This is a genomic window from Methylobacterium sp. E-065 (assembly GCF_022829605.1).
Classification (GTDB): domain Bacteria; phylum Pseudomonadota; class Alphaproteobacteria; order Rhizobiales; family Beijerinckiaceae; genus Methylobacterium.
On the sequence record NZ_JAKSYD010000108.1, the window covers coordinates 16,403 to 42,201 of the forward strand.

At 67.1% G+C, this 25,799-nt stretch carries 31 protein-coding genes; 9 read left to right on the plus strand and 22 right to left on the minus strand.

The window, feature by feature from the left end:
• Window positions 1–13: 13 nt before the first annotated feature.
• Genes MKK84_RS12790 through MKK84_RS12805 form a run of 4 tightly spaced genes read left to right on the plus strand, consistent with a single transcriptional unit; the run spans window position 14 to window position 6,892 of the window.
• The gene (locus MKK84_RS12790; RefSeq protein WP_243920226.1) at window positions 14–2,227 is read left to right on the plus strand and encodes a response regulator; all 2,214 of its coding nucleotides are present in this window, start codon (window positions 14–16) and stop codon (window positions 2,225–2,227) included.
• Entirely contained in the window at window positions 2,224–3,291 is a 1,068-nt protein-coding gene (cheB, locus tag MKK84_RS12795; protein ID WP_243920227.1) for a chemotaxis-specific protein-glutamate methyltransferase CheB, read from the plus strand. The genes MKK84_RS12790 and cheB overlap by 4 nt, the downstream gene beginning before the upstream one ends.
• Window positions 3,288–5,009 (plus strand): response regulator, encoded by a 1,722-nt coding sequence (locus MKK84_RS12800; RefSeq protein ID WP_243920228.1) that lies wholly within the window; start codon window positions 3,288–3,290, stop codon window positions 5,007–5,009. The genes cheB and MKK84_RS12800 overlap by 4 nt, the downstream gene beginning before the upstream one ends.
• Complete coding sequence (locus MKK84_RS12805; protein WP_243920229.1) at window positions 5,006–6,892, plus strand: response regulator; 1,887 nt, start codon at window positions 5,006–5,008, stop codon at window positions 6,890–6,892. Before MKK84_RS12800 ends, MKK84_RS12805 begins: the two co-directional genes overlap by 4 nt.
• A gap of 482 nt (window positions 6,893–7,374) precedes the next feature.
• Here MKK84_RS12805 and rplQ read toward each other — a convergent pair whose 3' ends face one another.
• The 5 genes from rplQ to rpsM all read right to left on the minus strand — a co-directional run bounded on the left by rplQ (window position 7,375) and on the right by rpsM (window position 10,944).
• Window positions 7,375–7,785 carry a 50S ribosomal protein L17 gene (rplQ, locus tag MKK84_RS12810; protein ID WP_243920231.1) on the minus strand — a complete coding sequence of 137 codons (411 nt, stop codon included), beginning with the start codon at window positions 7,783–7,785 and terminating at the stop codon, window positions 7,375–7,377.
• Between the two features lie 200 nt (window positions 7,786–7,985).
• On the minus strand, window positions 7,986–9,005 hold the full coding sequence (locus MKK84_RS12815) for a DNA-directed RNA polymerase subunit alpha (RefSeq protein WP_243920233.1): 1,020 nt from the start codon (window positions 9,003–9,005) through the stop codon (window positions 7,986–7,988).
• Window positions 9,006–9,114: 109 nt separating this feature from the next.
• Window positions 9,115–9,987 (minus strand): MBL fold metallo-hydrolase, encoded by an 873-nt coding sequence (locus MKK84_RS12820; RefSeq protein ID WP_243920235.1) that lies wholly within the window; start codon window positions 9,985–9,987, stop codon window positions 9,115–9,117.
• Window positions 9,988–10,012: 25 nt separating this feature from the next.
• Entirely contained in the window at window positions 10,013–10,402 is a 390-nt protein-coding gene (gene rpsK, locus MKK84_RS12825; RefSeq protein ID WP_007557606.1) for a 30S ribosomal protein S11, read from the minus strand.
• A 173-nt stretch (window positions 10,403–10,575) separates the two neighbouring features.
• The gene (gene rpsM / locus MKK84_RS12830; protein ID WP_012319166.1) at window positions 10,576–10,944 is read right to left on the minus strand and encodes a 30S ribosomal protein S13; all 369 of its coding nucleotides are present in this window, start codon (window positions 10,942–10,944) and stop codon (window positions 10,576–10,578) included.
• A gap of 254 nt (window positions 10,945–11,198) precedes the next feature.
• Between rpsM and MKK84_RS12835 the strand changes: the two genes are divergently transcribed.
• Window positions 11,199–11,555 carry a hypothetical protein gene (locus MKK84_RS12835; protein ID WP_243920236.1) on the plus strand — a complete coding sequence of 119 codons (357 nt, stop codon included), beginning with the start codon at window positions 11,199–11,201 and terminating at the stop codon, window positions 11,553–11,555.
• A gap of 15 nt (window positions 11,556–11,570) precedes the next feature.
• Here the strand turns inward: MKK84_RS12835 and MKK84_RS12840 are convergent, their stop codons facing one another.
• The 17 genes from MKK84_RS12840 to MKK84_RS12920 all read right to left on the minus strand — a co-directional run bounded on the left by MKK84_RS12840 (window position 11,571) and on the right by MKK84_RS12920 (window position 22,184).
• Entirely contained in the window at window positions 11,571–11,801 is a 231-nt protein-coding gene (locus MKK84_RS12840) for a hypothetical protein (RefSeq protein WP_243920238.1), read from the minus strand.
• A 93-nt stretch (window positions 11,802–11,894) separates the two neighbouring features.
• Complete coding sequence (locus tag MKK84_RS12845; RefSeq protein ID WP_243920240.1) at window positions 11,895–12,497, minus strand: adenylate kinase; 603 nt, start codon at window positions 12,495–12,497, stop codon at window positions 11,895–11,897.
• 169 nt (window positions 12,498–12,666) lie between these two features.
• Window positions 12,667–14,013: a preprotein translocase subunit SecY gene (gene secY / locus MKK84_RS12850; protein WP_243920242.1), complete on the minus strand. Its 1,347-nt coding sequence runs from the start codon at window positions 14,011–14,013 to the stop codon at window positions 12,667–12,669.
• Between the two features lie 154 nt (window positions 14,014–14,167).
• Window positions 14,168–14,671, minus strand: coding sequence for a 50S ribosomal protein L15 (rplO, locus tag MKK84_RS12855; protein ID WP_243920243.1), 504 nt, complete (start codon window positions 14,669–14,671; stop codon window positions 14,168–14,170).
• 10 nt (window positions 14,672–14,681) lie between these two features.
• On the minus strand, window positions 14,682–14,873 hold the full coding sequence (gene rpmD, locus MKK84_RS12860; RefSeq protein ID WP_020096280.1) for a 50S ribosomal protein L30: 192 nt from the start codon (window positions 14,871–14,873) through the stop codon (window positions 14,682–14,684).
• Between the two features lie 12 nt (window positions 14,874–14,885).
• Window positions 14,886–15,473, minus strand: a complete 588-nt coding sequence (rpsE, locus tag MKK84_RS12865) for a 30S ribosomal protein S5 (protein WP_043355033.1) — start codon at window positions 15,471–15,473, stop codon at window positions 14,886–14,888.
• A gap of 157 nt (window positions 15,474–15,630) precedes the next feature.
• Window positions 15,631–15,993: a 50S ribosomal protein L18 gene (gene rplR / locus MKK84_RS12870; protein WP_010686176.1), complete on the minus strand. Its 363-nt coding sequence runs from the start codon at window positions 15,991–15,993 to the stop codon at window positions 15,631–15,633.
• Window positions 15,994–16,003: 10 nt separating this feature from the next.
• Window positions 16,004–16,537 (minus strand): 50S ribosomal protein L6, encoded by a 534-nt coding sequence (rplF, locus tag MKK84_RS12875; protein ID WP_243920245.1) that lies wholly within the window; start codon window positions 16,535–16,537, stop codon window positions 16,004–16,006.
• Window positions 16,538–16,560: 23 nt separating this feature from the next.
• Window positions 16,561–16,956: a 30S ribosomal protein S8 gene (gene rpsH, locus MKK84_RS12880; protein WP_007557585.1), complete on the minus strand. Its 396-nt coding sequence runs from the start codon at window positions 16,954–16,956 to the stop codon at window positions 16,561–16,563.
• 10 nt (window positions 16,957–16,966) lie between these two features.
• Window positions 16,967–17,272, minus strand: a complete 306-nt coding sequence (gene rpsN, locus MKK84_RS12885) for a 30S ribosomal protein S14 (protein ID WP_243920247.1) — start codon at window positions 17,270–17,272, stop codon at window positions 16,967–16,969.
• 40 nt (window positions 17,273–17,312) lie between these two features.
• Window positions 17,313–17,879 (minus strand): 50S ribosomal protein L5, encoded by a 567-nt coding sequence (rplE, locus tag MKK84_RS12890; RefSeq protein ID WP_243920249.1) that lies wholly within the window; start codon window positions 17,877–17,879, stop codon window positions 17,313–17,315.
• On the minus strand, window positions 17,872–18,186 hold the full coding sequence (gene rplX, locus MKK84_RS12895) for a 50S ribosomal protein L24 (protein WP_243920250.1): 315 nt from the start codon (window positions 18,184–18,186) through the stop codon (window positions 17,872–17,874). Before rplX ends, rplE begins: the two co-directional genes overlap by 8 nt.
• Window positions 18,186–18,554, minus strand: a complete 369-nt coding sequence (rplN, locus tag MKK84_RS12900; RefSeq protein ID WP_007557579.1) for a 50S ribosomal protein L14 — start codon at window positions 18,552–18,554, stop codon at window positions 18,186–18,188. The genes rplX and rplN overlap by 1 nt, the downstream gene beginning before the upstream one ends.
• A 470-nt stretch (window positions 18,555–19,024) precedes the next feature.
• On the minus strand, window positions 19,025–19,402 hold the full coding sequence (locus MKK84_RS12905) for a hypothetical protein (RefSeq protein ID WP_243920251.1): 378 nt from the start codon (window positions 19,400–19,402) through the stop codon (window positions 19,025–19,027).
• A 127-nt stretch (window positions 19,403–19,529) separates the two neighbouring features.
• Window positions 19,530–20,237 carry an amino acid ABC transporter permease gene (locus tag MKK84_RS12910; RefSeq protein ID WP_243920253.1) on the minus strand — a complete coding sequence of 236 codons (708 nt, stop codon included), beginning with the start codon at window positions 20,235–20,237 and terminating at the stop codon, window positions 19,530–19,532.
• Complete coding sequence (locus MKK84_RS12915; protein WP_243920255.1) at window positions 20,234–20,995, minus strand: amino acid ABC transporter permease; 762 nt, start codon at window positions 20,993–20,995, stop codon at window positions 20,234–20,236. Before MKK84_RS12915 ends, MKK84_RS12910 begins: the two co-directional genes overlap by 4 nt.
• A complete protein-coding gene (locus MKK84_RS12920; RefSeq protein WP_243920256.1) occupies window positions 20,982–22,184 on the minus strand; it encodes an ABC transporter substrate-binding protein in 1,203 nt (400 codons plus the stop codon). The genes MKK84_RS12915 and MKK84_RS12920 overlap by 14 nt, the downstream gene beginning before the upstream one ends.
• A gap of 340 nt (window positions 22,185–22,524) precedes the next feature.
• Here MKK84_RS12920 and rpsL point away from each other — a divergent pair, with 340 nt between their 5' ends.
• From rpsL to MKK84_RS12940, 4 genes are all read left to right on the plus strand, one after another.
• Complete coding sequence (gene rpsL / locus MKK84_RS12925; protein WP_007557568.1) at window positions 22,525–22,896, plus strand: 30S ribosomal protein S12; 372 nt, start codon at window positions 22,525–22,527, stop codon at window positions 22,894–22,896.
• A 128-nt stretch (window positions 22,897–23,024) separates the two neighbouring features.
• On the plus strand, window positions 23,025–23,495 hold the full coding sequence (gene rpsG / locus MKK84_RS12930; RefSeq protein ID WP_007557567.1) for a 30S ribosomal protein S7: 471 nt from the start codon (window positions 23,025–23,027) through the stop codon (window positions 23,493–23,495).
• Window positions 23,496–23,525: 30 nt separating this feature from the next.
• Entirely contained in the window at window positions 23,526–25,601 is a 2,076-nt protein-coding gene (gene fusA / locus MKK84_RS12935; RefSeq protein ID WP_243920257.1) for an elongation factor G, read from the plus strand.
• Between the two features lie 57 nt (window positions 25,602–25,658).
• Window positions 25,659–25,799, plus strand: a 141-nt coding sequence (locus tag MKK84_RS12940) for a GTP-binding protein (RefSeq protein WP_243920259.1), incomplete at its 3' end; no start/stop codon positions are given.

Here is a 25,799-nt window from a genome sequence, read left to right on the forward strand (position 1 = left end):
GGCCGGCCGCGCCTTGACCCAGGACATCCGCCAGCTCCTGCTCGCCGCCTTCGATGTCGAGCACCGGGAACACGTCGCGGCGATCCGCGTGGCGCTCGGCAGCGCCACGCCGGACTGGAACGACGTGTTTCGCCGGGCCCACAGCCTGAAGGGGGCGTCGCGCGCCGTCGATCTGCCCGCCGTCGAGGCGGTCGCGCATCGCCTGGAGACGCTGTTCGAGAAGGTCCGGACTGGTGCCGCCCTCGACCGGGAAGCGGCCAACGCGGTCCACCTCGCCCTCGACCGGATCGAGAGTTACGTCGCCGGTCTGCAGGACGGCGCGGGGCCCGACATGCCGGCGGACGCCCTCTCGGCCCTGGGGCAAGTTCTGGGACGGCAGGGCGAAGCGGCTTCCGCCGAATCGGTCGCTGTGCCACCCGACGCTCCGCCTCCGTCCGCCGCGCCGACTTCGGAGCCCGCCCCGAAGCCGGCGGCCGAGCCGGCCGATCCCGGTGCCGCGCTGCTGCGGGTTCCCGTGGAGGCCGTGGAGGCGATGGCTCGGGCAAGCCACGATCTCACCAGCACGCTGGCCAGCCGCACCTGGGCGGCCGACAGCCTGGCCCGGCTGGCCAGGCTCGCCCGGGGCCTGCGCGCCAACGCGGAGGCGCTCGCCGTCGGGGCGGATAGCGACGGAACCGCGCTGCGCGCCTTCGCGGCCGAGATCGGCGCCTTCGCCCGGGAGGCGTCGGACCTGTCCCGGCGCCACGCGGTTGCGAGCAGCGCCATCGACGGGGCCGCCGCCCAGGTCCGCGCCGCCGCCGAGCGCCTTGCGTTGGTGCCCGCCGAGACGGTCCTGGCCCCGCTGGCGCGCTCCCTGCGGGAGACCGCCCGGGAACAGGGCCGCGAAGTCGATCTGGACCTGCGCGGCCTCGACCTGCCGGTCGAGCGCGGTACGCTCCAGGCGCTCAAGGACCCGCTGCTCCACGCCCTGCGCAACGCCTTGAGCCATGGCTGGCAGAGCCCGGAACAGCGCCGCGCCGCCGGCAAGCCCGAGGCTTTGGGGCTCGGCCTGGAGGTGGCGGTGCGCGGCGCCCGACTTTCCGTCACGGTGTTCGACGATGGGCCTGGGCCGGATCTGGCCCGGATCGAGGCCACAGCCCGGGCACGCGGTCTCCTCGCCCCGGAGGCGGTCGCCGATCCCGAGACCCTGCTGCGCCTCGTCTTCGAGCCCGGCTTCTCCACCGCGGAGGCTGTAGATACCCTGTCGGGCCGCGGCTACGGCCTCTCGGTGGCGGCCGATGCGGCGCGCCAGCTTCTGGGCAGCGTCCGGCTGGAGTCGCGCACCCCCTTCGGCACCGCTCTGATCTTCAGCCTGCCGCTCTCGGCGGCCCGGCGCAGCCTGCTGCTGGTCGAGGCGGGCGGACGCACCTACGCGCTGCCGGGCAATGCCGTGGAGCGCCTGTTGCGCGTGAAGCGGACCGAGATGCCGGTGGCGATGGGCCGACCGATCCTGCGGCTCGGCACGGGCGATGCGGCCACGAGCCACCCGGTGACCGACCTCGCCGCGATCCTGGGCGAGGCTTCGGTTTCGGACGATCTCGAAGCCTTGCACGCCGTGGTGCTTCGAACAGAGGCCGGCCGCTTCGCGATCACCGTCGACCGCCTGCACGATGTCCGCGCGCTCGTGGTCCTGCCCGCCCCCGCCTTCGGTGCCGATCCGGGCCTGATCGCCGGCACGGCGGTTCTACCCGGCGACATCCCGGTGCTGGTCCTCGACCCCGACGGTCTCGCGGCGCGCGCGGCTGTCGCACCATCGTCCGGAACGATGGGGCAGGCTCAACGTTCGACGACACGTGATCCCGCACCGCGGGCCGCCGCGCGGGCGACTATCCTGGTCGTCGATGATTCGATCACCACCCGGACGTTGGAGAAGGGCATCTTGGAAGCGGCCGGCTACCGCGTGGTCGTCTGCGTCGACGGTCAGGACGCCCTCGACCGGCTGCGCGCCGAGGTCGAGCCCGTGGATCTCGTCCTCGCGGACGTGGAGATGCCGCGTCTCGACGGGTTCGGCCTGCTTCAGGCCCTGCGAGCCGATCCGCGCTTCGCCCGGTTGCCGACGATCCTGATGACCTCCCGCGGCGACGCCGCCGACGTGGCCCGCGGCCTCGATCTCGGCGCCGATGCCTACCTGACCAAGCAGAAATTCGACCAGCGTCAGCTGCTCGACACGATCGGGCAGTTCCTATGACCCCGGTCCGCGTCATGCTGGTGGAGGACAGCCTCGTGGTGCGCGAGCTGTTGCGCCACATCGTCTCCCGCGATCCCCGGCTGGAGATCGTGGCCGCAGTCGCCTCCGGCGAGGAGGCGTTGGCCAAGCTCCAGAGCGTGCGGCCGGACGTGATCTCCATGGATATCCGCCTGCCCGGCATCGACGGGCTGGAGACCACCCGCCGGATCATGGCCGAGCATCCGACCCCGATCGTCGTAGTGGCGGATTCGGTCGAGGATTCGTCGTTGCGCATCTCGATGAATGCGCTGCGCGCCGGCGCGCTGTCGGTGGTCGAGAAGCCTGTGGCCACGACCCATGCGGGCTACGAGGCTGTGGCGGGCGAGATCTGCACGCAGTTGCGGATCATGGCCCAGGTACCGGTGATCCGACGCCGGCCGATCGGCACCGAATGGGCGGGCCGCACCGCTGCGGCTTCCTACGCGCCACCGTTCGAGCTGCCGGGCCTGGCGCCGAGCATTCTTGGAATCGCCGCCTCCACGGGCGGCCCCCCGGCACTTGCTCGGGTGATCGGGGCGCTGCCGCGGGACTTCTCGCTGCCGGTGCTGGTCGTGCAGCATATGGGCCCCGCCTTCATGGACGGGTTCGCGACCTGGCTCGACAGCGTCGTGGCCCTTCCGGTCGGCATCGCCCGGGACGGGGAGCGCGCCGAGCCCGGGCGGGTCTACGTCGCCCCCGGTGACCGGCACTTGGAACTCGGGTCCGGCCGAATCCTGCGGGTGATCGACGCGCCGCCGGTCTCGGGCCAGCGCCCGGCCGCCACCGTGTTGTTCCGCTCGATGGCGCGGCAGGCCGGGGCGTCGGGCATCGGCGTGCTGCTCACCGGCATGGGCGAGGATGGGGCGGTCGGCCTCGCCGACATGCACAAGGCCGGCGCCCAGACGGTCGCCGAGCATGAGAGCACCGCGGTCGTGTATGGCATGCCGGCGGCGGCGGTACGCCTGGGGGTTGCCCGCTCGGTCCTGCCCCTGGATCGCATCGGCGACCACGTCCTGCGCATCGTGGAGCCGGGGGCGCGGCCGTGATCGGACCCGAGACCGGCCCGCCCGAGGGACCCGCCCGGATCCTGCTGGTGGAGGATTCGGAGACGCAGGCCCTGGAGTTCCGCCTGCTCCTGGAGACGCATGGCTTCTCGGTGGAGCGCTGTGCCACGGCCGAGACCGCTCTCGACCATCTCAACCGCCAGCAGCCCGACCTCGTGGTGGCGGATTACCACCTGCCGGGCATGAATGGCGACGAGCTGATCCGGCAGATGCGCCTGTCCCTGCGCACCCGGGCATTGCCGGTTCTGATGCTGACCGGTGGAAATGGCGGCGAGCGTCAGGGGCTCGAGAGCGGCGCCGACGCCTACCTGCCGAAATCCGCCGACCGCGATCTGCTGATCCTGCGCATCCGCGCTCTGCTGCGTGAGCGCCGTGCGGCCGGCGACAGTGAGGGCCCAGGCGCTGCCGCCTTCCGGCGGGGGCGGATCCTCGTGATCGACGGCAGCGCCACCTATCGGACCTTCCTGGCCGGCCTGATGGGACAGGACGGGCACCATGTGGCGAGCGCCAACGGGCCTGATGCCGCGCTCGCTGCCCTGGACGCTGCCGAGGGCGAGCCGTTCGACTGTGTGACGGTCGACCTCCTCGGCCATGCCTATGACGGTCTCGCCTTGTGCCGGGCGATCAGCCAGCGCCGGGCGGGACGGGCGGCCGGAGCCGGCTTCCACCTCGTCGGGATCGCGGGCAGCGACCCGGCCAAGGACTTCCTGGTCGAGGCCTTCGCGGCCGGCGCCGACGACGTGATCGCCAAGACCGATGCGGAGGTGTTGGCGCTCCGGGTGCGCGGCTTCGTTCGGCGCCGCCTGCTCGAGGAAGACGACCGGCGCATCGCCGGCCAGTTTGGCGAGCGTGAGCGGGCCGTGGAGCGGGCCCGCGCGGAGGCCGAGGCCTCCGAGGCCCGGGCGCGTCTCGCCGACGCCCTGGAGCGGGCCAACCGCGATCTCGCCACCGCCAACCGGCAGCTCACTGATGCGCAGGCCAAGCTGGTCCAGGCCGCCAAGATGGCCTCGCTCGGCGAGCTGGTGGCCGGCATCGCCCACGAGATCAACAACCCGTTGGCCTTCATCCTAGCCCATCAGGGCACGGTGGAGCGCCTCCTCGGCGAATTGCCGGAGGCTGCCCCCGAATCCGCCGGCCGCCTCATCGAGAAGGCCCATCAGCGTGTCGGCTCGATGCGGATGGGATTGACGCGCATTCAAGACCTCGTCCTGAACCTGCGAAAATTCTCCCGCCTCGACGAGGGCGAGCGCGCCCTCGTGAATGTCCCGGAGGCGATTGAGACCGTGCTGGCTCTGATCCAGCACAAGCTCGGCGACCGGATCGTCATCGAGCGGACGTTTCGCGGCCGGGCCGAAATTCAATGCACCCCGGCTTTGCTCAATCAGGTCGTGATGAACATCCTCGGCAACGCCGCCGACGCCATGCCGGAGAGCGGCACGATCTGGATCGACACCTTGTCGACCCCGGAGTTCGACGAGATCCGAATCAGCGATACGGGTCCGGGAATACCGGAATCCCTACGTGAAAAAATCTTCGAGCCCTTCTTCACGACAAAGCCGGTCGGAGCCGGTACCGGGCTCGGTCTTGCGATTGCTTACAGTGTCGTTCAAGCGCATAGCGGCTCGCTGACCGTGGAGACGGCCCCGGGTGGGGGAGCCTGCTTTGTGATCGGGATCCCGCGGCAGGCGGCTTGTGCATGAGTGACGGTACGGCAGGTGTGGGGACGATCCTGGCCGTCGATGACGAGCCGGACATCCTGATCGCCCTGGAGGACCTGTTCGAGGATTCCTACCGGGTGCTGACGACCGCGCGTCCCGCCGAGGCGCTGGAGATCCTGCGCGCGGAGCCCGACATCGCCGTGGTCCTGTCGGATCAGCGCATGCCGGGACTGACCGGCGACGCGATGCTTGCTGAGGCCCGCACCTTCCACGACGCACAGGCGATCCTCCTCACCGGCTATGCCGACATCACGGCGGTGATCGCCGCCCTCAACCGCGGCGGAATCGTCGGCTACGTGACGAAGCCCTGGGATGCGAGCCTGCTGCGCTCCACGGTCCGGCAGGCCTTCGAGCGGCACCACCTCGGCCGGGACCTCGCCACCGAGCGAGCGCTGCTGCGGGGCCTGCTGGACCATGCCCAGGACGCGATCAGCTTCAAGGATGCCCAACGCCGCTTCGTGCGGCTCAACGCCCGCAAGGCGGCCCTGCTGGGCCACGACATCGCGGCCTGCCTCGGCCGACGCGAGGAGGAACTCGCCGGCTCCCGGGGCGCGGCGGTGATCGAGGCCGACGCGGCGGCGATCCGGGCTGGCACGGTGGCCGAGACGCTGGTCAGCGACGGACCGACCGGGGCCGAGCAGTGGAGCCACGTGACCCGGGTCCCGATCCGCGACGTGGGCGGTTCGATCAGCCACCTCGCGGTGATCGAGCGAGACGTCACCGAGCAGCGGACCCTGGAGGCGCGGCTGCGACAGTCCGACAAGATGCAGGCGCTCGGCACGCTGGCGGGCGGGATCGCCCACGACTTCAACAACCTTCTGACCGCGATCCTCGGCAGCTTGGAACTCGCCGCCCCGAAGGTCGTCGACCTGCCCCGGGTCCAGCGGCTGATCGAGAATGCCCGGGGGGCAGCCGAGCGCGGTGCCTCGCTGACGAAGCGGCTCCTCAGCTTTAGCCGCGCCCACGATCTTCAGGCCCGGGCGGTGGACGTGAACGCCCTGATCGTCGGGATGAGCGACCTGTTCGGCCGTAGTCTCGGGGGCCTCGTCACCGTGCGGACCGATCTGGAGGACGGTCTGCCGGCGGTGCAGGTCGATCCCGAGCAGCTCGAATTGGCGGTCCTCAACCTGTGCATCAACGCCCGGGACGCAATGCCCGAGGGCGGTGCAATTACAGTGGCGACCCGGCGGCTCGACATCATCGCAGACCCCGAGATCGCCGATGGCGCCTATCTCGGCCTCAGTGTCACCGACGAGGGCACCGGCATCCCGGAGGAGATCCTACGTCGGGTCTGCGAGCCGTTCTTCACCACCAAGGCGGTCGGCCAGGGCACCGGGCTCGGGCTCGCCATGGTGTTCGGCCTCGCGCAGCAATCGAAGGGTCGCCTGGCGATCGACAGCGAGGTCGGCCAGGGGACACGGGTCGAATTGGCCCTCCCCTTCGCGGCCGAGGCGCCCCAGCAGGCCACCGAGGTAACCGGGGTGGCTCCGGCTGCCGGACGGCGTGCCCGCGTCCTCATCGTCGACGATGACCCGCAGGTGCGGCACGTGACGGCCTCGTTCCTCACCGGGTTCGGCCACAGCACCACAGAGGTGGGCGATGGTGAGTCGGCCCTGCAACATCTCCAGCGGGACCGCTGCGACATCGTCGTGGCGGACCTCGCGATGCCCGGCATGAGCGGCGTCGAACTCGCCGCTGCGATCCGCGACCGCTACCCGGGCCTGCCCGTCCTGATCCTGACGGGCCATGCCGACGCGATGCAGATCCCCGAGGATCTGCCGGTCCTGTCGAAGCCGTTCCGCTCGGCCGACCTCGCCGAGAGGGTCGCGACGCTCCTCGACGCGGCGGATCGGGGAACCCGCTGACACGGTCGGGAACCAGCCGAATGCCGGCTCATTATCTCTTCGTGGGAGCCGGATGCTCCCGACTATCGAAGAGGAGGTGGACCATGAGCAATCACGGCATCTTCCCGCGCCGCCGTCGCGATAACGACCCGGACCAGGATGGTCCACCGGACGAGATCCGGCAGGGATAGGAGTTTTCGGAACGCGGCGCGGTCGAGTTCCCAGTCTCAGGCGTAAGAGACTGCCAGTTTGAACTCCCGCTGACCTTCCAGAACATGGACCCTGCTTCAGACCCGTCGGCGCAAGCCGGCGGGTTTTTTTTCGTCGCGGCGCCGTCATCACGAGTGCCGCGACCGACGACCGCGGGATCGCTCAAGACGGAGTAAATCGCGGCCTGCCTGACGCCGATTCCAACGCTGAAGCGCTGAAACGAAAGACGCCGCCCCGGAGGTTCCGGGACGGCGTCTCGAACAGCTTGGGCGTCAGGGACGCTCCAGATTGGATCAGGCGGCCTCGGCAACCTGGCTCGGACCGGAATCCTTGCCGCGGGCCTCGACGTCGCGATCCACGAACTCGATTACCGCGAGCGGAGCGTTGTCGCCCTTGCGGAAGCCGGCCTTCATGATGCGGAGATAGCCACCCGGACGACCCTGGTAGCGCGGGCCGATCACGGTGAAGAGCTTCTTGACCATGTCGCTGTCGCGCAACTGGGCCATCGCGAGACGGCGGGTGTGCACGCTGTCGATGCGGCCGAGGGTGACGAGCTTCTCGACGACGGGACGCAGGTCCTTCGCCTTCGGCAGGGTCGTGATGATCTGCTCATGCTTGAGCAGGGCGACCGACATGTTGGCGAACATCGCCTTACGATGCTCGGCGGTGCGGTTGAAACGACGGCCGCGATAACCGTGACGCATGGTGCGGGCTTCCTTTTCATCTCGGCCGCCGTGCCACGGTACGGCCGGGTGCCTCATTGAGGCTGTTGGTTGTAGTCCGCTTGACCCCGCGGCGGGTTTATTCGGGACTTCGCGTCAGCTCCGCGAAGTCCCTGAATTGGAACGGCCAAACAAGCAGCGCCGTGCAGCGCTGCCCTCGTTCAGCTCGAAGCGGCATCGCCTCAGTAGTGCTCCTCGAAGCGCTTGGCGAGATCTTCGATGTTCTCCGGCGGCCAGCCAGGGATGTCCATGCCGAGGTGCAAGCCCATGCCGGCCAGCACTTCCTTGATCTCGTTGAGCGACTTGCGGCCGAAGTTCGGGGTCCGCAGCATCTCGCCCTCGGACTTCTGGATCAGATCGCCGATGTAGACGATGTTGTCGTTCTTCAGGCAGTTCGCCGAACGGACCGACAGTTCCAGCTCATCGACCTTCTTGAGCAGCGCCGGGTTGAAGGGCAGCTGCGGCGCGAGCGGCGCGGCCTCTTCCTTGCGCGGATCCTCGAAGTTCACGAAGACCTGCAGCTGGTCCTGGATGATGCGCGCGGCGTAGGCCAGCGAATCCTCCGGCGAGACCGCGCCGTTGGTCTCGACCGTCATGGTCAGCTTGTCCTTGTCGAGATCCTGGCCCTCGCGGGTGGTCTCGACGCGGTAGCTGACCTTGGTCACCGGGGAGAACAGCGCATCCACCGGGATCAGACCGATCGGGGCGTCCTCGGGGCGGTTGCGCTCGGCCGGGACGTAGCCCTTGCCGGTGGCGACCGTGAACTCCATCCGGATCTCGGCGCCGTCGTCCAGCGTACAGATCACGAGTTCGGGGTTCAGGATCTGAATGTCGCCGACCGTGCCGATGTCACCCGCGGTGACGAGGCCCGGGCCGGTCTTGCGCAGGGTCATGCGCTTGGGCGCATCGGTCTGCGAGCGGATCGCGATGGTCTTGATGTTGAGGACGATGTCGGTGACGTCCTCGCGCACACCCGGGATCGACGAGAACTCGTGCAGGACGCCGTCGATCTGCACCGAGGTCACGGCCGCGCCCTGGAGCGACGACAGGAGCACCCGGCGGAGGGCATTGCCCAGCGTCGTGCCGAAGCCGCGCTCGAGCGGCTCGGCGACGACCGTGGCGACCCGCTTGGGGTCGTCGCCGGTCGTGACCTGCAGCTTGTTCGGCTTGATCAGTTCCTGCCAATTCTTCTGAATGACCACGATCCTACCTTTCGTCCATGCCGGGGAATCGCGACGCCCGTCCCCGCGCTTCGGCCGTCCGGCGCCGCCCCCTGGCGCCCCGAACGGTCCCTGAAATCCGTATTCGTCGTTACTCGCCGCCGACCCACAGCACCGGCACGAAGCTGTAGCCAGCCCCGTCCCGATCCACGTAGCCCAGCGCCGGGAATTCGAGATGGCCGCCGGCGATGAGCGTACGCTCGCTGGCCACCTCGTTCAGGATCCGCTTACGCGTCTCCCGCGCTTCGTCGCCGTCGACATCGAACCCGACGCCGGCCTCCGGGTTCTTGAACTGGATCGACGGCAAGTGCACCAGGTCGGTCCACATCAGCAGCGACTGTCCACCGGAGACGATGCGAAAACCGCAATGGCCCGGTGTGTGGCCGGGCAGATGGATCGCCGTGATCCCCGGAAGAACCTCGCCGCCCCGGTGCTCGCGCACCCGGCCGGCATAAGGCGACAGCGCCTTGCGGGCGCCCTCGAAATAAGGCTTTGCCTCGTCCGGTGCCTTGGCCATGGCCGCGTCGGGCAGCCAATGGGCCGCCTCGTCGGCATGCAGCACGATCTCGGCATTTGGGTACCGCGCCGCGTCACCCGTCACGAGCCCGCCAACATGGTCGGGATGCAGGTGGGTGACCAGCACCGTGCCGATCTCCTCCGGCTTGACGCCGGTGAGCGCCAAGGCCGCTCCTGCCCGCCCGAGGGTCGGAGCCGGTGCGAGATCGCCGTATCCCGTGTCGATCAGGGTCGGCTTGAGGCCGGGACCCGTGATCAGGAAGGCGTTCAGCGTGATCTTGGGCTGCTCTGTCCGGAAGCCCGCCAGTTGGAGGCGCCCAGCCTCTTCCTTGGAGATGCCCGTGACGAGATCGAGGCTGGCTTGAAACCAGCCGTCGTTGAGCACGGTGACCGTGAGGTCGCCGAGAGTCCAACGCAGCACGCCCGGAAGCGGCTTCGATCCCGTCATGTGCTTCTCCACCACGCGGCTTCGATCAGACGCGACGGCGCTTGCGCGGCCGGCAGCCGTTGTGCGGGATCGAGGTGACGTCGCGGATCGAGGTCACCGTGAAGCCCGCGGCCTGGAGGGCGCGCAGAGCCGATTCGCGGCCCGAACCCGGACCCGACACTTCGACCTCGAGGGTGCGCATGCCATGCTCAGACGCCTTGCGGGCGGCATCTTCGGCAGCAACCTGGGCAGCGTACGGGGTCGACTTGCGCGAGCCCTTGAAGCCCATGGCGCCGGCAGACGACCACGAGATGGTGTTGCCCTGCGCGTCCGTGATGGTGATCATCGTGTTGTTGAACGAGGCGTTCACGTGAGCGACGCCCGACACGATGTTCTTGCGTTCGCGACGACGGACGCGTTGCGGTTCTTTAGCCATTCTGGTCTCACTCTTCCTTCAAGCGCGCCCGTAATGCCAGGCGCTCGGGATTCTTTTTGGGACTTAGCTGATCCACCCCTGCGGGCCCGTCGAGCCAAAACCGGGCACCCCTGTGGGACACCCGGCGCGGCGATCAGGAGGCCGCGCGAAGCACCGCCTCCCAACCCCAAAAACTACTTCTTCTTGCCGGCGATCGGCTTCGCCTTGCCCTTGCGGGTGCGGGCGTTGGTGTGCGTGCGCTGGCCGCGGACCGGCAGCTGCTTGCGGTGACGCAGGCCGCGATAGGCGCCCAGATCCATCAGGCGCTTGATGTTCATCGAGACTTCGCGGCGCAGATCGCCTTCGACGAGATAGTCGCGGTCGATCGTCTCGCGGATCTGAAGAACCTCAGCATCGGTCAGCTGGTTGACCCGACGCTCGGCTGGGATGTTCACCTTCTGGGTGATCTCCTCGGCCTTCTTGGCGCCGATGCCGTGGATGTACTGGAGCGCGATGACAACGCGCTTGTTGGTCGGGATGTTAACGCCTGCAATACGGGCCACAATCACACTCCATGTCGAGCCCGGCATGCCGGGCGGGTGTCATGCGCGTCCGGTGGAGGCCGGCCCCTGCGCACGTGAAACGACAACGTGGCCCGCGGGCGACCCTGGACAGGGTACCTCGGACCATCGGTCGGTTGGACGAAGGACGGCCTGCTAGCGCGCGGGCGTTCGGATGTCAACGATGTGTCGGCGCGGCTTGGGCCCGCCATGCGTCGAACGCGGGACCTGAGACCAAATAATTTAGAGGATCGACAATGGCGGTTTTGACCAGCGACGGCGCAACCCTGCGGGCCTTCGCTGATTCGGTGCTGCGCACCGCGGAGGAAGTTCTGGAGGAGATCCTGCCCGTGACCCTCGCGGTGATCGGTGGGGTGCTCGCCGAAGCCGAGCCCGGCTCCGTAGCGCTTCAGGATGCAGAGGACGGGTTGCCCCTTCTTTGGGGGACCTTCGCCGGTCGCCGCATGGTGTTCCGCTACAACCCGATGACGGCCATGATCGAGCTGCGTGAAGGCACCGCCGAGGGCAACCCGTACCGTCTGTTCGGCCACCGCGCGCTTCCAATGGACATCGTCAACTTCTTCGGAAGCCTACGCCGGGAGGGGCGGATCTGACGCGCGCCTGGAACTTCAGCGGAAGCCCTGATTCCGCAGCCGGCAAGAGCCACCCATATCCTGGTAGCCCGCCGGGCAGCGACGTACGCATGCCCCCGCCGCGAATTTGAGCGGCGGCCTGCAGGCGTGGCGGAAGCGCTTCTCGCCGTACACGAAGGACTGGGCCGGGCTTTGTGCCAGGGCCAGTCGGGGAGAAACCGCCACCGCGATGAGGAGGATTGCGCTGGCGAGATGACGGAGCGTCATGGCGTTTCCGATCGAGGATGCGCCTTCAAACCCTCCGGCAAAGCGGAGGTTTCAGGTCCTTCGTTCCACCAAGCGGTCGACGGCCGGCGGCTGTCAGGACGCCACCGGCTCCTCGTGGGGCTCGAGCACCGCCATCAGGTCAGCTGTGACCTTGTCGATCGGCTGCATGCCGTCGATCGTCTCCAGCATGCCCTTCTCGGCGTAATAGGCCGAAAGTGGTGCCGTCTGGGCGCGATAGGCCTCCAGGCGCTGCTTGAACACCTCCGGCGTGTCGTCCTTCCGGACGGCTTGGCCCTTGGCCAGAGTCTCCGCGGCGCGCCGCTCGATCCGGCCGACGAGCGCGTTCTCGTCCACCTTCAGCTCGATGACGGCGGATAGGCTCATGCCCTTGCTGGCCAGCATGGCGCTCAGCGCCTCGGCCTGCGCGACGGTGCGGGGGAAACCATCGAGGATGAAGCCGCGGCGGGCATCCGGCTCCTCGATCCGATCGGCGACGATCCCGACCACGATCCGGTCGGAGACGAGGCCACCCGATTCCATCACGGCCTTGGCCTCCAGGCCGACCGGCGTGCCGGCGGCGACCGCTGCGCGGAGCATGTCGCCGGTGGACAGCTGCGGAATGCCGAAGCGCTGTACGATTCGCTCGGATTGCGTACCCTTCCCCGCACCGGGCGGTCCGAGCAGAATGATGCGCATGGCGTTGTCCTCGTTCGGCCCACGCTCAGTGAGCTCTATCCGCCGTGGCGAAGCCTCCCTGGCATCGCCGGATTTGGGAATGGTCTAACGGGTCGCGGGTACGCTGGCACCCAGACCTTTGGGCCAGAGGCGGGAGAAGACTTGGCTCCGCCGCGCCTCTGTATCAGCCTCAGCGCCGGCGTTGCGTGGTCGAGGCGCCACGCAGCTTAGCCTTCTTCACCAGACCCTCGTACTGATGCGCCATGAGGTGCCCGTGGATCTGCGCCACCGTGTCCATCGTTACCGACACGACGATGAGCAGCGAGGTGCCGCCGAAGCCGAGGCTCGCCGCCGCGTAGGACGACAGGATTTCCGGGCACAGACACACCAGCGTCAGGTACAGCGCGCCGATCACGGTGATGCGGGTCAGTACCTTGTCGATGAAGGCGGCGGTCCGCTCACCCGGGCGGATGCCGGGGATGAAGCCGCCATGCTTCTTCAGGTTGTCGGCCGTCTCCTGCGGATTGAAGACCACCGCGGTGTAGAAGAATGTGAAGAAGATGATCAGGGCCGCATAGAGCACCAGGAACAGCGGCGTGCCGTGACCGAGATAGGCCGTGATCGTGCCGAGCCAGCCGGTGGCACCGCCATTCGCCGAGAAGCTGGCGGCGGTGGCCGGAAGCAGGAGCAGCGACGAGGCGAAGATCGGCGGGATCACGCCCGCGGTGTTGAGCTTGAGCGGCAGGAACGAGGTCTGGCCCTCGTACATGCGGTTGCCGACCTGCCGCTTCGGATAGTTGATCAGCAGACGGCGCTGGGCCCGCTCCATGAACACGATGAAGTAGACCAGTGCCACTGCGGCGACGCCGACACCCAGGATGATGATCGGAGAGAGCGCGCCAGTACGGCCCAGTTCGAGGGCGCCCGCGATCGCCACCGGCAGATGGGCGACGATGCCCGCGAAGATGATCAGCGAGGAGCCGTTGCCGATGCCGCGCGAGGTGATTTGCTCACCCAGCCACATCAGGAACAGCGTGCCGCCGGTCAGCGTGATCACCGTCGAGGCCAGGAAGAACGGGCCGGGGTCGATTGCCGCCGAGGAGCCCTGAAGGCCGATGGCGATGCCCCAGGACTGTACCAGTGCCAGAACCACCGTCAGGTAGCGGGTGTACTGGTTGATGACCTTGCGGCCGGACTCGCCCTCTTTCTTCAAAGCCTCCAGGCTCGGAATGACCGATGTCAGGAGCTGCACGATGATCGAGGCCGAGATGTATGGCATGATGTTGAGGGCGAAGATCGCCATGCGCTCGACCGCACCGCCGGAGAACATGTTGAACAGGCCCAGCACGCCGCCCGCCTGCTGCTGGAAGTTGCGGGCGAACTGCTCCGGATCGATGCCGGGGATCGGGATGTACGTGCCCAGCCGGAACACCACGAGGGCGCCCAGCGTGAACCAGATGCGCTTCTTAAGCTCATCGGCCTTGGCGATCGCACCGAAGTTGAGATTGGCGGCAAGCTGCTCGGCGGCTGAGGCCATAAGCGTCGCGTCCTGGACATGTCGCCGGGCGAAAGATGCCCGGATGAAACGAAAAACGGCGGCCCGCGTGGTCGCAGGGCCGCCGCTCGAAGGATCGGCTTAAAGGGTGCGCCGGGCCCGTGCAACGGGTCCCGGAGTCGCCCCATCGCCTCCGTCAGGCCGTGGCCGCCTCGCGGCTGCCGCGGGTGGAGGCACCCTGAGCGTAGACGGTGGTGACCGAGCCGCCGGCCTTCTCGACCGCCTCGACGGCGGACTTGGAGGCGCGGGTGACCTCGAAGCTGAGCTTCTCAGTCAGTTCGCCAACGCCGAGCAGCTTCACGCCGTCACGGGGACGGGCGATGATGCCAGCGGCGACCATGGTCTCGACCGTGACGGTCGCGGCCTTGTCGAGCTTGCCAGCGTCAACCGCCTCCTGGATCCGACCGAGGTTCACCTCGTTCAGGTCCTGAGCGTAGAGGTTGTTAAAGCCGCGCTTCGGCAGGCGACGATGCAGCGGCATCTGACCGCCCTCGAAGCCCTTGATGGACACGCCGGTCCGGGCCTTCTGACCCTTCACGCCGCGACCCGCAGTCTTGCCCTTGCCGGAGCCGATGCCCCGGCCGACACGCATCCGGTCCTTGGTGGCGCCGGGATTGTCGCTGATCTCGTTAAGTTTCATCGGGACCTCCTCACGCCACGTCGCCGTGGACGCGCACGAGGTGCGCAACCTTGCGGATCATGCCGCGCACGGAGGGAGTATCCTCCAGCTCGGACACGCGGTGGAGCTTGTTGAGCTTCAGGCCGATCAGCGTCTGGCGCTGGCTGGCCTCGCGGCGGATCGGCGAACCGATCTGTTCGATACGGACGGTCTTCTGTGCCATCGGACCCTCCCCTTACGCGACCGCGGCTTCGGACTGGTCGGCCGGATCGGCATCGCGGCGACGCGACTGGAGCGTCGAGACCTTGATGCCGCGGCGGGCCGCCACGGAGCGCGGGCTGTCCTCGTTCTTCAGCGCCTCGAAGGTGGCGCGGACGAGGTTGTAGGGGTTCGACGAACCCAGCGACTTGGCAACAACATCCTGCATGCCGAGCGTCTCGAACACGGCGCGCATCGGGCCGCCGGCGATGATGCCGGTACCCTGCGGGGCCGCGCGGAGGATCACCTTGCCGGCGCCGTGACGACCATTGACGTCGTGGTGCAGGGTCCGGCCCTCGCGGAGCGAGACGCGGATCAGACCGCGCTTGGCGGCTTCCGTCGCCTTGCGGATGGCCTCCGGCACCTCACGGGCCTTACCGTGGCCGAAGCCGACGCGGCCTTTCTGGTCGCCGACGACGACGAGGGCTGCGAAGCCGAAGCGACGGCCACCCTTCACCACCTTGGCGACGCGGTTGATGTGGACGAGCTTGTCCACGAACTCGCTGTCGCGCTCCTCGCGATCATCGCGGCGGCCGCGGCCTCCGCCTTCCCGTTCACGTGCCATGGTTTTACCTGTTCATCTCACTGGCGCGGCCGGCGTAGCCGCTCGCTCGATTGAGTGTCGAATGCCGGACACGCAGAGCATGTCCGGCCCGCCGTCGTTCAACGGTTCCGATCGGGACTCACAGATGGCAGAGGCGCCGTCGGCGAGTCCCAAAAGATCAGAACTCCAGGCCACCCTCGCGGGCAGCCTCGGCCACGGCCGCGACGCGGCCATGATAGATATAGCCGGAGCGGTCGAAGATCACCTTCGTGACGCCCGCGGCCTTGGCGCGCTCGGCCACCAGCTTGCCCACCGCCTTGGCGGCGGCGACATCGGCGCCGGTCTTGAGTTCGCCCTTGAGTGCCTTGTCGATCGACGAGGCGGCGGCCAGCGTCTTGCCGGCGACGTCGTCGATGACCTGCACGTAGATCTGCTTCGACGAGCGGAACACCGAGAGCCGCGGACGGCCATTGGCGGCCGCCCGCAGCGCGCGACGGACGCGCGCCTTGCGGCGATCGAGGGCTTCGAGCTTGCGAGACATGATGCCCTCCTTACTTCTTCTTGCCTTCCTTGCGGAAGATGAACTCGCCCGCGTACCTCACGCCCTTGCCCTTGTAGGGCTCGGGTCCGCGGTAATCGCGGATCTCAGCGGCGACCTGACCGACCTGCTGGCGGTTGATCCCGGTGATCGTGATCTCGGTGGGCTTCGGGGTAACGATCGTGATCCCGGCGGGGATCTCGTACTCGATGTCGTGGCTGTAGCCGAGCGACAGCTTGAGGGCCTTGCCGGCCATGGCAGCGCGGTAACCGACGCCGGTGATCTCAAGCTTCTTCTCGAAGCCCTTCGATACACCCTCGACGATGTTAGCGATCTGCGCCCGCGACGTGCCCCACAGGGAGCGCGCCGGCTTGGACTGGTTGACGGGCTGCACCTCGATGGCGCCGTCCTTCATCGCCACATTGACGAGCGAAGGAACGACGAACGAGAGTTCACCCTTCGAACCCTTCATCTTCACCGTCTGACCGGTGACGGTGGCGGTAACGCCTGCCGGCACGGGGACCGGCTTCTTGCCTACGCGAGACATGGGATGACCTCCTTATGTCCCGATCAGAACACGGTGCAGAGCACTTCACCGCCGACGTTGCGCTCGCGCGCCTCGTGGTCGGCCATGACGCCCTGCGGGGTGGAGACGATGGTCACGCCGAGGCCGTCGGCCACGTGCGGAAGATCACCGACCGACGAATAGACCCGGCGGCCCGGCTTCGAGACGCGCTTGATCTCACGGATCACCGGGCGCCCGTCGTAATACTTGAGCTCGATGGCGAACTCGGTGCGGCCGTTGCCGAGGTCGGTCGCCGCATAGTCGCGGATGTAACCCTCGGACTTCAGCACGTTCAGGACGTTGGCGCGCAGGCGCGAGCCGGGTGTCTGAACGACGTTGCGACGGCGCAGCTGGCCGTTGCGGATGCGGGTGAGCATGTCGCCCACGGGATCGTTGACCATGGGGACCTCCTTACCAGCTCGACTTGACCAGGCCGGGGATCAGGCCTCGGTTGCCAAGCTCCCGCAGGGCGATGCGCGAGACGCCCATCTTACGGTAATAGGCGCGCGGCCGGCCGGTCATGCCGCACCGATTGCGGATGCGAGTGGCCGACGAATTGCGCGGCAGTTCCGCGAGCTTGAGGCGCGCCTCGAAGCGCTCCTCCATCTCGAGACCGTCGTTGTTGGCGATCTCGAGGAGTGCCTTCCGCTTGGCCGCAAAGCGCTTCACCAGCGCCTTGCGGGCCTCATTCTTCTCAACTGAGCTTTTCTTCGACATGTGGTCTATCTCCGGTGTCCGCGTCTGAAGCCCGAGGGCTTCACTGCCGGAACGGGAACTGGAAGGCGGCGAGCAGGGCCTTGGCCTCGGCATCGGTCTTGGCGGTGGTCGCCACGACGATGTCCATGCCCCAGGTCTGCTCGGCCTTGTCGTAGGAGATCTCCGGGAACACGAGGTGCTCCTTGAGACCGAGCGCGTAGTTGCCGCGGCCGTCGAACGAACGCGGGTTCAGGCCGCGGAAGTCACGCACGCGCGGCAGCGCGATGGTGATCAGCCGATCCATGAACTCGTACATGCGCTGCTTGCGCAGGGTCACCTTGCAGCCGATCGGCATGCCCTCGCGGACCTTGAAGGTCGCGATGGCCTTGCGGGCCTTGGTGATGACCGGCTTCTGGCCGGCGATCAGGGCGAGGTCGCCCGCAGCCACGGAAGCCTTCTTCGAGTCCGCGGTGGACTCGCCGACGCCCATGTTGATCACGATCTTCGTGATCTGCGGCACTTCCATCGGGTTCTTGTAGCCGAACTGCTCGATCAGCTTCTGGCGCACCACCTCGTCGTAGTGCTTGCGCATACGCGGGGTGTAGGCGTTCTTGTCGGCCTCAGCCATCGATCTGATCCCCCGTGGTCTTGGCGAACCGGACCTTGCGCCCGTCTTCGAGGATGCGGAAACCCACGCGGGTCGGCTTGCCGTTGGCATCCGCGACCGCGATGTTCGAGAGCTGGATGGCGGCCTCCTTGGAGATGATGCCGCCTTCCTGGTTCTGGGTCTGCTTCTGATGCTTCTTGATCAGGTTGATGCCGCGCACGAAGGCCCGGCCTTCCTTCGGCAGAACCTGGATCACCTCGCCCGAGCGACCCGAGTCGCGGCCGGTGAGCACGACGACCTTGTCGCCCTTCTTGATCTTGGCAGCCATTACAGCACCTCCGGAGCCAGGGAGATGATCTTCATGTGGTTGCGTGCGCGCAGCTCGCGCGGAACCGGTCCGAAGATACGGGTGCCGATCGGCTCCTTCTGATTGTTGATCAGGACCGCGGCGTTCTTGTCGAAGCGGATCACCGATCCGTCGACGCGCTTCACGGCCTTGGCCGTCCGAACGACGACCGCCTTCATGACGTCGCCCTTCTTGACGCGACCGCGCGGGATCGCCTCCTTGACCGAGACGACGATGACGTCGCCCACGCCGGCATATTTACGCTTCGACCCGCCGAGGACCTTGATGCACATCACACGGCGTGCACCCGAGTTGTCGGCAACGTCCAGATTCGTCTGCATCTGGATCACGTGCGTGACTCCTTGTTTCAGGCGGGTTTCCGCACGCGGACGGTATTGCCCGGCGGACGACGCCTGATGGGGATCTGATGTCCCCGGCTCATGTGTTCGACCGCGCTGGCGGTGTCTGACGACACCGGCGCGGTCACCGCGTTCACAGGGTGCGAGCACCCATCGAAATTGTCGCGAAGGCCGGGCGGATACTACGGGCGGGCCGGGAAGGCAAGCCGAACGGCAAGAATTTCGGCGCGGCGGCTCACGACGCGCGCCCTCCCCCCAGTCGCATTCTACTGGCGCTTGGTGCGCCTGGGGCGGGGTGTGAAGGTCGAGCCTGCAACCGACCTTATGCCCGGCCGGCGACACGACAAGCGAGTCTGATTCCGGTCCGCGCTTAGGGACCGGTCGCGGAGATCACGCGATGCAACGAAAAGGGCCGGTGCGCAGATCTGCACACCGGCCCCTATGGCACAAACGCAGTCCGATCAGGCGGGCTGGCCTGCCGATTCGAATAGGAAGCCGTCCAGGCTGGGGATCGTGACCGCTGCCCCGCTGGCGGGCTTCGACAGGCGCCACGGCCGCTCGCCCCGTGCGCGGATCGCCTCGGAGGGGCGAAGGCGGCGCATGGTGCCATCCTCCCGCATCTCCTCGATCCCCAGGAAGCCGTAGACCTGAAGGCGGGACGCCGTGAGCTTGGTCGCCCGATCCTCGGCGGCCAAGACCATGCTGCCGGTGGCGTAGAGGGCGTCCAACAGGGAACGCTGCTCGCTGCGGCGCCGATCGCGCGCCTCCCGCTCGCCCGGTGCTTGGGCAGGAAGGGGCCGCCGGAACGGAACGACGTTGCTGACCGCGACGCAACCCATACGCAAGACCCTCGACGCGAACTTGGGGCGGCCCGGCCACCCGTTGATCGCGACACTTCGACGGTTTGCTTTAAACTTCCGTAGACCATGGGGAGGCGCCGCTGCCCCGATCCGGCACGCCGGGGCGTCATGCACGCGTGCCGCGGCTCAGCCAGGAGGTCCGCCGGGCCCCCCAAGCCAGCACCGCCACCAGTCGGTCGAGGGCGAGGCAGAGTGCGCCGTAGACCGCCCCGACGAACAGGAAGATCTCGGCTGGGTAGACCATGGCGCGGTTGTTCACCTGCGCGGCCACGAAGGACAGTTCCGGCACGTCGATCACGTAGGCAAGCGACGTATCCTTGATCAGCGCGGTCCATTGATTGAGGAAGGACGGCGCCATGGCGCGCAGGGCCTGCGGCAGGACGATGACGCGCAGCACCTGCCAGCGGCCGAGGCCGAGCGCGAGACCGGCTGCCCACTGGCCGCTGCCGATGCTCTCGATCCCGGCCGCGACTCCATAGGCGAGGTAGGCACCGCCGACGAGCGCGAGCGCCGTCACCACGGTGCCGATCTCCGGAACCGACACGCCGAACAGGATCGGCAACAGGAAGTAGCTCCAGAAGATCAGCATCAGGATCGGAATGGCCCGGAAGAAGCCCAGACCGAGGACCAATGTCCGCCGCCCCGCGCCCGCGCTCATCGCGAGCCCGATGCCGAGTAACAGTCCGAGCACTGCCGAGACGAGACCGGACAGGCCGGAGAGAATCAGCGTCAGCGCAAGGCCGCCGATCGGCCCGTCGGGCCAGGCCCCGACCAGCAGGTAGCCGAGATTGTCGGTGACGACCGCGAGGTTCATGCGCGCGACGCCTGCGCCGCCGCACGGCGGACCAGGGCCTGCCCGGCCGCCTCCACCAGCGCGACGGCGCCGATATAGAGGAGCGTCGCGATGCCGAAGGCCTGGAAGGTCTTGAAGGTCTCGGTCTCCGCCTGACGAGAGGCGTAGGACAGTTCCGCGAGGCCGATTGTCATCGTCAGCGCAGTGTTCTTGATCGTGTTGAGGTACTGGCCGACGATCGGCAGCCACGCGATCCGTAGCGCCTGCGGCAGCACGATGTGCCGGAAGGCCTGGACCGGCGTGAGGCCGAGGGCCAGGGCCGCCTCGCGCTGAGTCGACCGCACGCCGTTGATTCCGGCACGTCCCTCCTCGGCGATGTAGGCGCCTGCATAGACGGTCAGGCCTACGAAGCCCGCAAGCGTCTCGTAGGCGGGCCAGCTGAGGGTTGCAGGTCCAAGGTCGAGGATGCGGGGCGCGTTGAGCCACGCCGTCATCCCGCTCGGCAGCAGAGCCGCGACCGCGAAGTACCAGACGAAGAGCTGGACCAGCAGCGGCGTGTTGCGCACCAAGCCGACGAAGACCGCCACCGCACGCCGCGGCGCCGGCCCGCCCACCTCCCGCAGGCAACAGGCCGCGAGCCCCAGCACCGTGCCCGCGCCGCTTACGGCCGCCGACAGGGCTAGGGTGACTTCGAAGCCCTGCAGCAGCCAGAGAAGGTAGCGCGGCGCCAAAAGATCGCCGAACAGGCTCACGGCGCCGATCCGGTCAGTCGTGCTCACCGATTCGGAATAGGCGCGGCAGCGGCTGCTCGGTGTTCGGGCCGAACCAGCGGTCGTAGATCACCGCCGCCTTGCCGCTCTTCCCAAGATCCCGCAGGGTCTCGTTCACGAGGTTGCGCAGGCGTGTCTCACCCTTTGGAATGCCGACGCCGATATAGTCGCTGGATATGCTGAAGGGCGGGATCTCGTAGTTCTGACGGTCCGGCACCTTTGCCAGCAGCCCGACGAGCTTCGGCCCGTCCTGGGTGATCGCCTGGACGTTGCCATTCCGCAGGGCCGTGAACGCGAAGGGCGTGTCGTCGTAAGCGACCACCGTGGCCTTCGGGAAATCTCGGCGCAGAACGATCTCGTTGACGGTGCCCTTATCGGCGCCGATGCGCAGGCCGTTCAGCTGATCGGGCGACGACAGCGTGCCTTTCTTGGCCAGGAACTGCTGGCCGGAGGCGAAGTACGGGATGCTGAAGTCAAGCTGCTTGGCCCGCTCCTCGGTGATGGTGAAGTTCGCCAGCACGAGATCGACCTTGCCGGAGGTCAAGAGCGGGATGCGACTCGCAGGGTTGGTGGGGCGCACGTCCAGTTTTACGCCGATCCTGTCGGCGATGGCCTGTGCGAAATCGACGTCGAGCCCGGCAATCTGTTTGGTGGCCGGTTCGACGAAGCCGAAGGGCGGGTTGCTGTCGAAGGATGCGACGCGCAGCACGCCGTCTTTCTTGATGTCATCGAGCCGGTCGGCCTGGGCCGCGCCCACCGACAGGAGGGTTGCGAAGGCGAAAGCGAAGAGGCGGCGCACACGAAAATCCAAAACCGATTCGGTGTCGAGCCAGATCCACGCTCGAGATTTCGGCGTGCAGCACCCAGCTCGAACGCGCGGAATGAAGACGATCGATCGCGTGAAACGAGTTGCGCGCGGATCTATCGAAGAACTCCGTGCCTTGTCCAAGCGAACGCCTGTATGGTTCTCCAGGAAGCCTATGGGAATCAACCGTCGAGCTTTCCGTTCTTCAGGGGCATGGGAGAATGGACTGCCATGTGAACAGCCACCGATGCTGCGGATCTTCTTCGCCGACGGCAGACGCGCTTCACCACACTTGGCCTGCACACCGGGCGGACCCAGCGGTTGGGATTGACCTCGGCGACGCCCGCGAAGGATGATGCCGCCCGAAGGCCCGTTTCGCGCGGTCGCGACCACGCCTTGACCGAACTTTAACCTCCTACGCGGCGCAGATTTCTCCAGCCAATGCATTGACCTGCCGCGCAACGGCGGCTAGAAGCGCGCCACTTCGGATGGCCATCGGCTGCCGACGGCTCTTCGGATTTGCTTCCGGATGCCGCCGCCATCGCTCCGCGCTCCGAGGAATCAAATCGCCTGACGCTCTAAGTCAGATCCGTAGGTACGAGCGCGTTCGTTTTCGGGCGTGCTCCTCTGCCCACACCGCGCCGAGGGGCTCTGACCAGCCCTCCGGCGCATATTCGTATTGCGGACTGCTCTTCGCGGTCCGGACCTAGGTGACCGAGGAAGAGGGCACAGGATGCCGACGATCAACCAGCTGATCGCCCAGCCGCGGAAGATCCAGCGGAGCCGCAATAAGGTTCCGGCGCTTGACGCTTGCCCGCAGAAGCGCGGCGTCTGCACCCGCGTTTACACGACGACCCCGAAGAAGCCGAACTCGGCGCTTCGTAAGGTCGCCAAGGTGCGGCTCACCAACGGCTTCGAGGTGATCGGCTATATCCCGGGTGAGGGCCACAATCTTCAGGAGCACTCCGTGGTGATGATCCGCGGCGGCCGCGTGAAGGATCTTCCGGGCGTGCGCTACCACATCCTGCGCGGCGTGCTCGACACGCAGGGCGTAAAGAACCGGAAGCAGCGCCGGTCGAAGTACGGCGCCAAGCGGCCGAAGTAAGGTTTGCGTCCGAAGCAGGTTTCGCTTCGGACCACGATTTCCACAGCCTCGTAAGGATGTCGCCGGCCCTCGGGCTCAGGTGGCCTGCGCGGGGTGCTTAAGACCATATTGTTCGAGAGCTGAAGCCAATGTCCCGTCGTCACTCAGCAGAGAAGCGCGAGATCATCCCGGACCCGAAGTACGGGGATGTGGTGCTGACGAAGTTCATGAACTCCATCATGTACGAGGGCAAGAAGTCGACCGCCGAGCGGATCGTCTACGGTGCCTTCGACATCGTCGAGAATCGCGCCCGCGCGAACCCAATCGAGGTGTTCCGCGCCGCGCTCGACAACGTTGCCCCGATGATCGAGGTCCGTTCCCGCCGCGTCGGCGGTGCGACCTACCAGGTCCCCGTCGAGGTGCGCACCGAGCGTCGTCAGGCGCTGGCGATCCGCTGGCTCATCCAGGCAGCCCGCTCGCGCAACGACCGGACCATGATCGAGCGCCTCTCAGCCGAGTTGCTCGACGCCGCCAACAATCGCGGCAACGCCGTTAAGAAGCGGGAAGACACGCACCGGATGGCGGAAGCCAACCGCGCCTTCTCGCACTACCGCTGGTAAGCGGTTCCGCCGTCTCTCAGGAGCAATCCGATGCCCCGCACGCACGCGATCGAGGACTACCGCAACTTCGGCATCATGGCCCACATCGATGCCGGCAAGACCACGACCACGGAGCGGATCCTCTACTACACCGGAAAGTCCCATAAGATCGGCGAAGTCCATGAGGGCGCCGCCACGATGGACTGGATGGAGCAGGAGCAGGAGCGCGGCATCACGATCACGTCCGCCGCGACGACGTGCTTCTGGCGCGACAAGCGCCTGAACATCATCGACACTCCCGGCCACGTGGACTTCACCATCGAGGTGGAGCGTTCGCTCCGCGTGCTCGACGGCGCCGTTTGCGTGCTCGACGGCAACCAGGGTGTCGAGCCGCAGACCGAGACCGTGTGGCGTCAGGCCGACAAGTACGACGTGCCGCGTGTCGTGTTCGTCAACAAGATGGACAAGATCGGCGCCGACTTCTTCAAGTGCGTGGCCGACATCATCAGCCGCGTCGCCGGCAAGCCGGTGTGCCTGCAGCTGCCGATCGGCGCCGAGTCGAACTTCCAGGGCGTGATTGACCTCATCAAGATGAAGGCGATCGTCTGGTCGGGTGAGGCGCTCGGCGCCAACTACGACGAGGTCGAGATCCCGGCCGACCTGAAGGATCAGGCGGTCGAGTACCGCACCAAGCTGGTCGAGGCCTGCGTCGAGCTCGACGACGAAGCCATGGCCGCCTACCTCGACGGCACTGAGCCGACCCAGGATGCGATGCGCGCTCTGGTGCGGAAGGCCGTGCAGCTGCGCGCCTTCCACCCGGTGCTGTGCGGCTCGGCGTTCAAGAACAAGGGCGTGCAGCCGCTCCTCGACGCCGTCGTAGATTACCTGCCCTCCCCGGCCGACCGCGGCGAGATCAAGGGCATCGACTTCAAGACCGAGGAAGAGATCGTTCGTCACCCGACGGATTCGGATCCCTTCTCCATGCTCGCCTTCAAGATCATGGACGATCCCCACGTCGGCACGATCACGTTCTGCCGCGTGTACTCCGGCAAGGTCGAGTCGGGCGCCAACGTGCTCAATTCCTCGCGCGACAAGAAAGAGCGCGTCGGCCGCATGCTGCTGATGCACGCCAACAACCGCGAGGACGTCAAGGAGGCCTTCGCCGGCGACATCGTCGCCCTGGCCGGCCTCAAGGACACCCGCACGGGCGACACCCTCAGCGATCCGCAGAAGGTCGTCATCCTCGAGAAGATGGAATTTCCCGAGCCGGTGATCGAGATCGCCGTCGAGCCGAAGTCGAAGGCCGATCAGGAGAAGCTCGGCATCGCGCTGGCGAAGCTCGCCGCGGAGGATCCGTCCTTCCGGGTCTCGACCGATCAGGAATCCGGCCAGACCATCCTGCGCGGGATGGGCGAGCTGCACCTGGACATCAAGGTCGACATCCTGCGGCGCACCTACAAGGTCGATGCAAATATCGGCCAGCCGCAGGTTGCCTACCGTGAGAAGCTGACCCGTCGTCAGGAGATCGACTACACGCACAAGAAGCAGACCGGTGGTACCGGCCAGTTTGCCCGCGTGAAGTTCATCGTCGAGCCGAACGAGCCGGGCGCCGGTTTCTCGTTCGAGTCGAAGGTCGTCGGTGGTTCGGTGCCCAAGGAGTACATCCCGGGCGTCGAGAAGGGTTTGAACTCGGTGCTGGGCGCTGGCGTGCTCGCCGGCTTCCCGGTGGTCGACGTCAAGGTCGAACTGATCGACGGCGCCTACCACGACGTCGACTCGTCGGCGCTGGCCTTCGAGATCGCCTCCCGGGCGGCGCTCCGTGAGGCCCTTCAGAAGGGCGGCTCGGTCTTGCTCGAGCCGGTGATGAAGGTCGAGGTCGTCTCGCCGGAAGAGTATACCGGTTCGGTCATCGGCGATCTGAACGCGCGCCGCGGCCAGATCCAGGGTCAGGACATGCGGGGCAACGCCAACGTCATCAACGCGATGGTGCCGCTGGCCAACATGTTCGGTTACGTGAACCAGCTGCGTTCCTTCTCGCAGGGCCGCGCCAACTTCACGATGCAGTTCGATCACTACGAAGAGGTGCCGCGCGGCGAGGCCGACAAGGTCATCGCCAAGTACGCCTAAGGTTACGCCTGAACCACCTCTTCATCCGCAACACGATTTCGAATTTAGGAGGCTCTGATGGGCAAGGAAAAGTTCGCTCGCACCAAGCCGCACTGCAACATCGGGACGATCGGGCACGTCGATCACGGCAAGACGTCACTGACGGCGGCGATCACGAAGGTGCTGGCTGAGACGGGCGGGGCGACGTTCACGGCCTAC

Coding starts and splice junctions, on each gene's coding strand:
- cheB (WP_243920227.1), top strand. CDS start 2,224: ATGACCCCGGTCCGCGTCATGCTGGTGGAGGACAGCCTCGTGGTGCGC.
- MKK84_RS12805 (WP_243920229.1), top strand. CDS start 5,006: ATGAGTGACGGTACGGCAGGTGTGGGGACGATCCTGGCCGTCGATGAC.
- rplQ (WP_243920231.1), bottom strand. CDS start 7,785: ATGCGTCACGGTTATCGCGGCCGTCGTTTCAACCGCACCGCCGAGCAT.
- MKK84_RS12820 (WP_243920235.1), bottom strand. CDS start 9,987: ATGACGGGATCGAAGCCGCTTCCGGGCGTGCTGCGTTGGACTCTCGGC.
- rpsK (WP_007557606.1), bottom strand. CDS start 10,402: ATGGCTAAAGAACCGCAACGCGTCCGTCGTCGCGAACGCAAGAACATC.
- MKK84_RS12835 (WP_243920236.1), top strand. CDS start 11,199: ATGGCGGTTTTGACCAGCGACGGCGCAACCCTGCGGGCCTTCGCTGAT.
- MKK84_RS12840 (WP_243920238.1), bottom strand. CDS start 11,801: ATGACGCTCCGTCATCTCGCCAGCGCAATCCTCCTCATCGCGGTGGCG.
- MKK84_RS12845 (WP_243920240.1), bottom strand. CDS start 12,497: ATGCGCATCATTCTGCTCGGACCGCCCGGTGCGGGGAAGGGTACGCAA.
- secY (WP_243920242.1), bottom strand. CDS start 14,013: ATGGCCTCAGCCGCCGAGCAGCTTGCCGCCAATCTCAACTTCGGTGCG.
- rplO (WP_243920243.1), bottom strand. CDS start 14,671: ATGAAACTTAACGAGATCAGCGACAATCCCGGCGCCACCAAGGACCGG.
- rpmD (WP_020096280.1), bottom strand. CDS start 14,873: ATGGCACAGAAGACCGTCCGTATCGAACAGATCGGTTCGCCGATCCGC.
- rpsE (WP_043355033.1), bottom strand. CDS start 15,473: ATGGCACGTGAACGGGAAGGCGGAGGCCGCGGCCGCCGCGATGATCGC.
- rplR (WP_010686176.1), bottom strand. CDS start 15,993: ATGTCTCGCAAGCTCGAAGCCCTCGATCGCCGCAAGGCGCGCGTCCGT.
- rplF (WP_243920245.1), bottom strand. CDS start 16,537: ATGTCTCGCGTAGGCAAGAAGCCGGTCCCCGTGCCGGCAGGCGTTACC.
- rpsH (WP_007557585.1), bottom strand. CDS start 16,956: ATGGTCAACGATCCCGTGGGCGACATGCTCACCCGCATCCGCAACGGC.
- rpsN (WP_243920247.1), bottom strand. CDS start 17,272: ATGTCGAAGAAAAGCTCAGTTGAGAAGAATGAGGCCCGCAAGGCGCTG.
- rplE (WP_243920249.1), bottom strand. CDS start 17,879: ATGGCTGAGGCCGACAAGAACGCCTACACCCCGCGTATGCGCAAGCAC.
- rplX (WP_243920250.1), bottom strand. CDS start 18,186: ATGGCTGCCAAGATCAAGAAGGGCGACAAGGTCGTCGTGCTCACCGGC.
- MKK84_RS12905 (WP_243920251.1), bottom strand. CDS start 19,402: ATGGGTTGCGTCGCGGTCAGCAACGTCGTTCCGTTCCGGCGGCCCCTT.
- MKK84_RS12910 (WP_243920253.1), bottom strand. CDS start 20,237: ATGAACCTCGCGGTCGTCACCGACAATCTCGGCTACCTGCTGGTCGGG.
- rpsL (WP_007557568.1), top strand. CDS start 22,525: ATGCCGACGATCAACCAGCTGATCGCCCAGCCGCGGAAGATCCAGCGG.
- rpsG (WP_007557567.1), top strand. CDS start 23,025: ATGTCCCGTCGTCACTCAGCAGAGAAGCGCGAGATCATCCCGGACCCG.
- fusA (WP_243920257.1), top strand. CDS start 23,526: ATGCCCCGCACGCACGCGATCGAGGACTACCGCAACTTCGGCATCATG.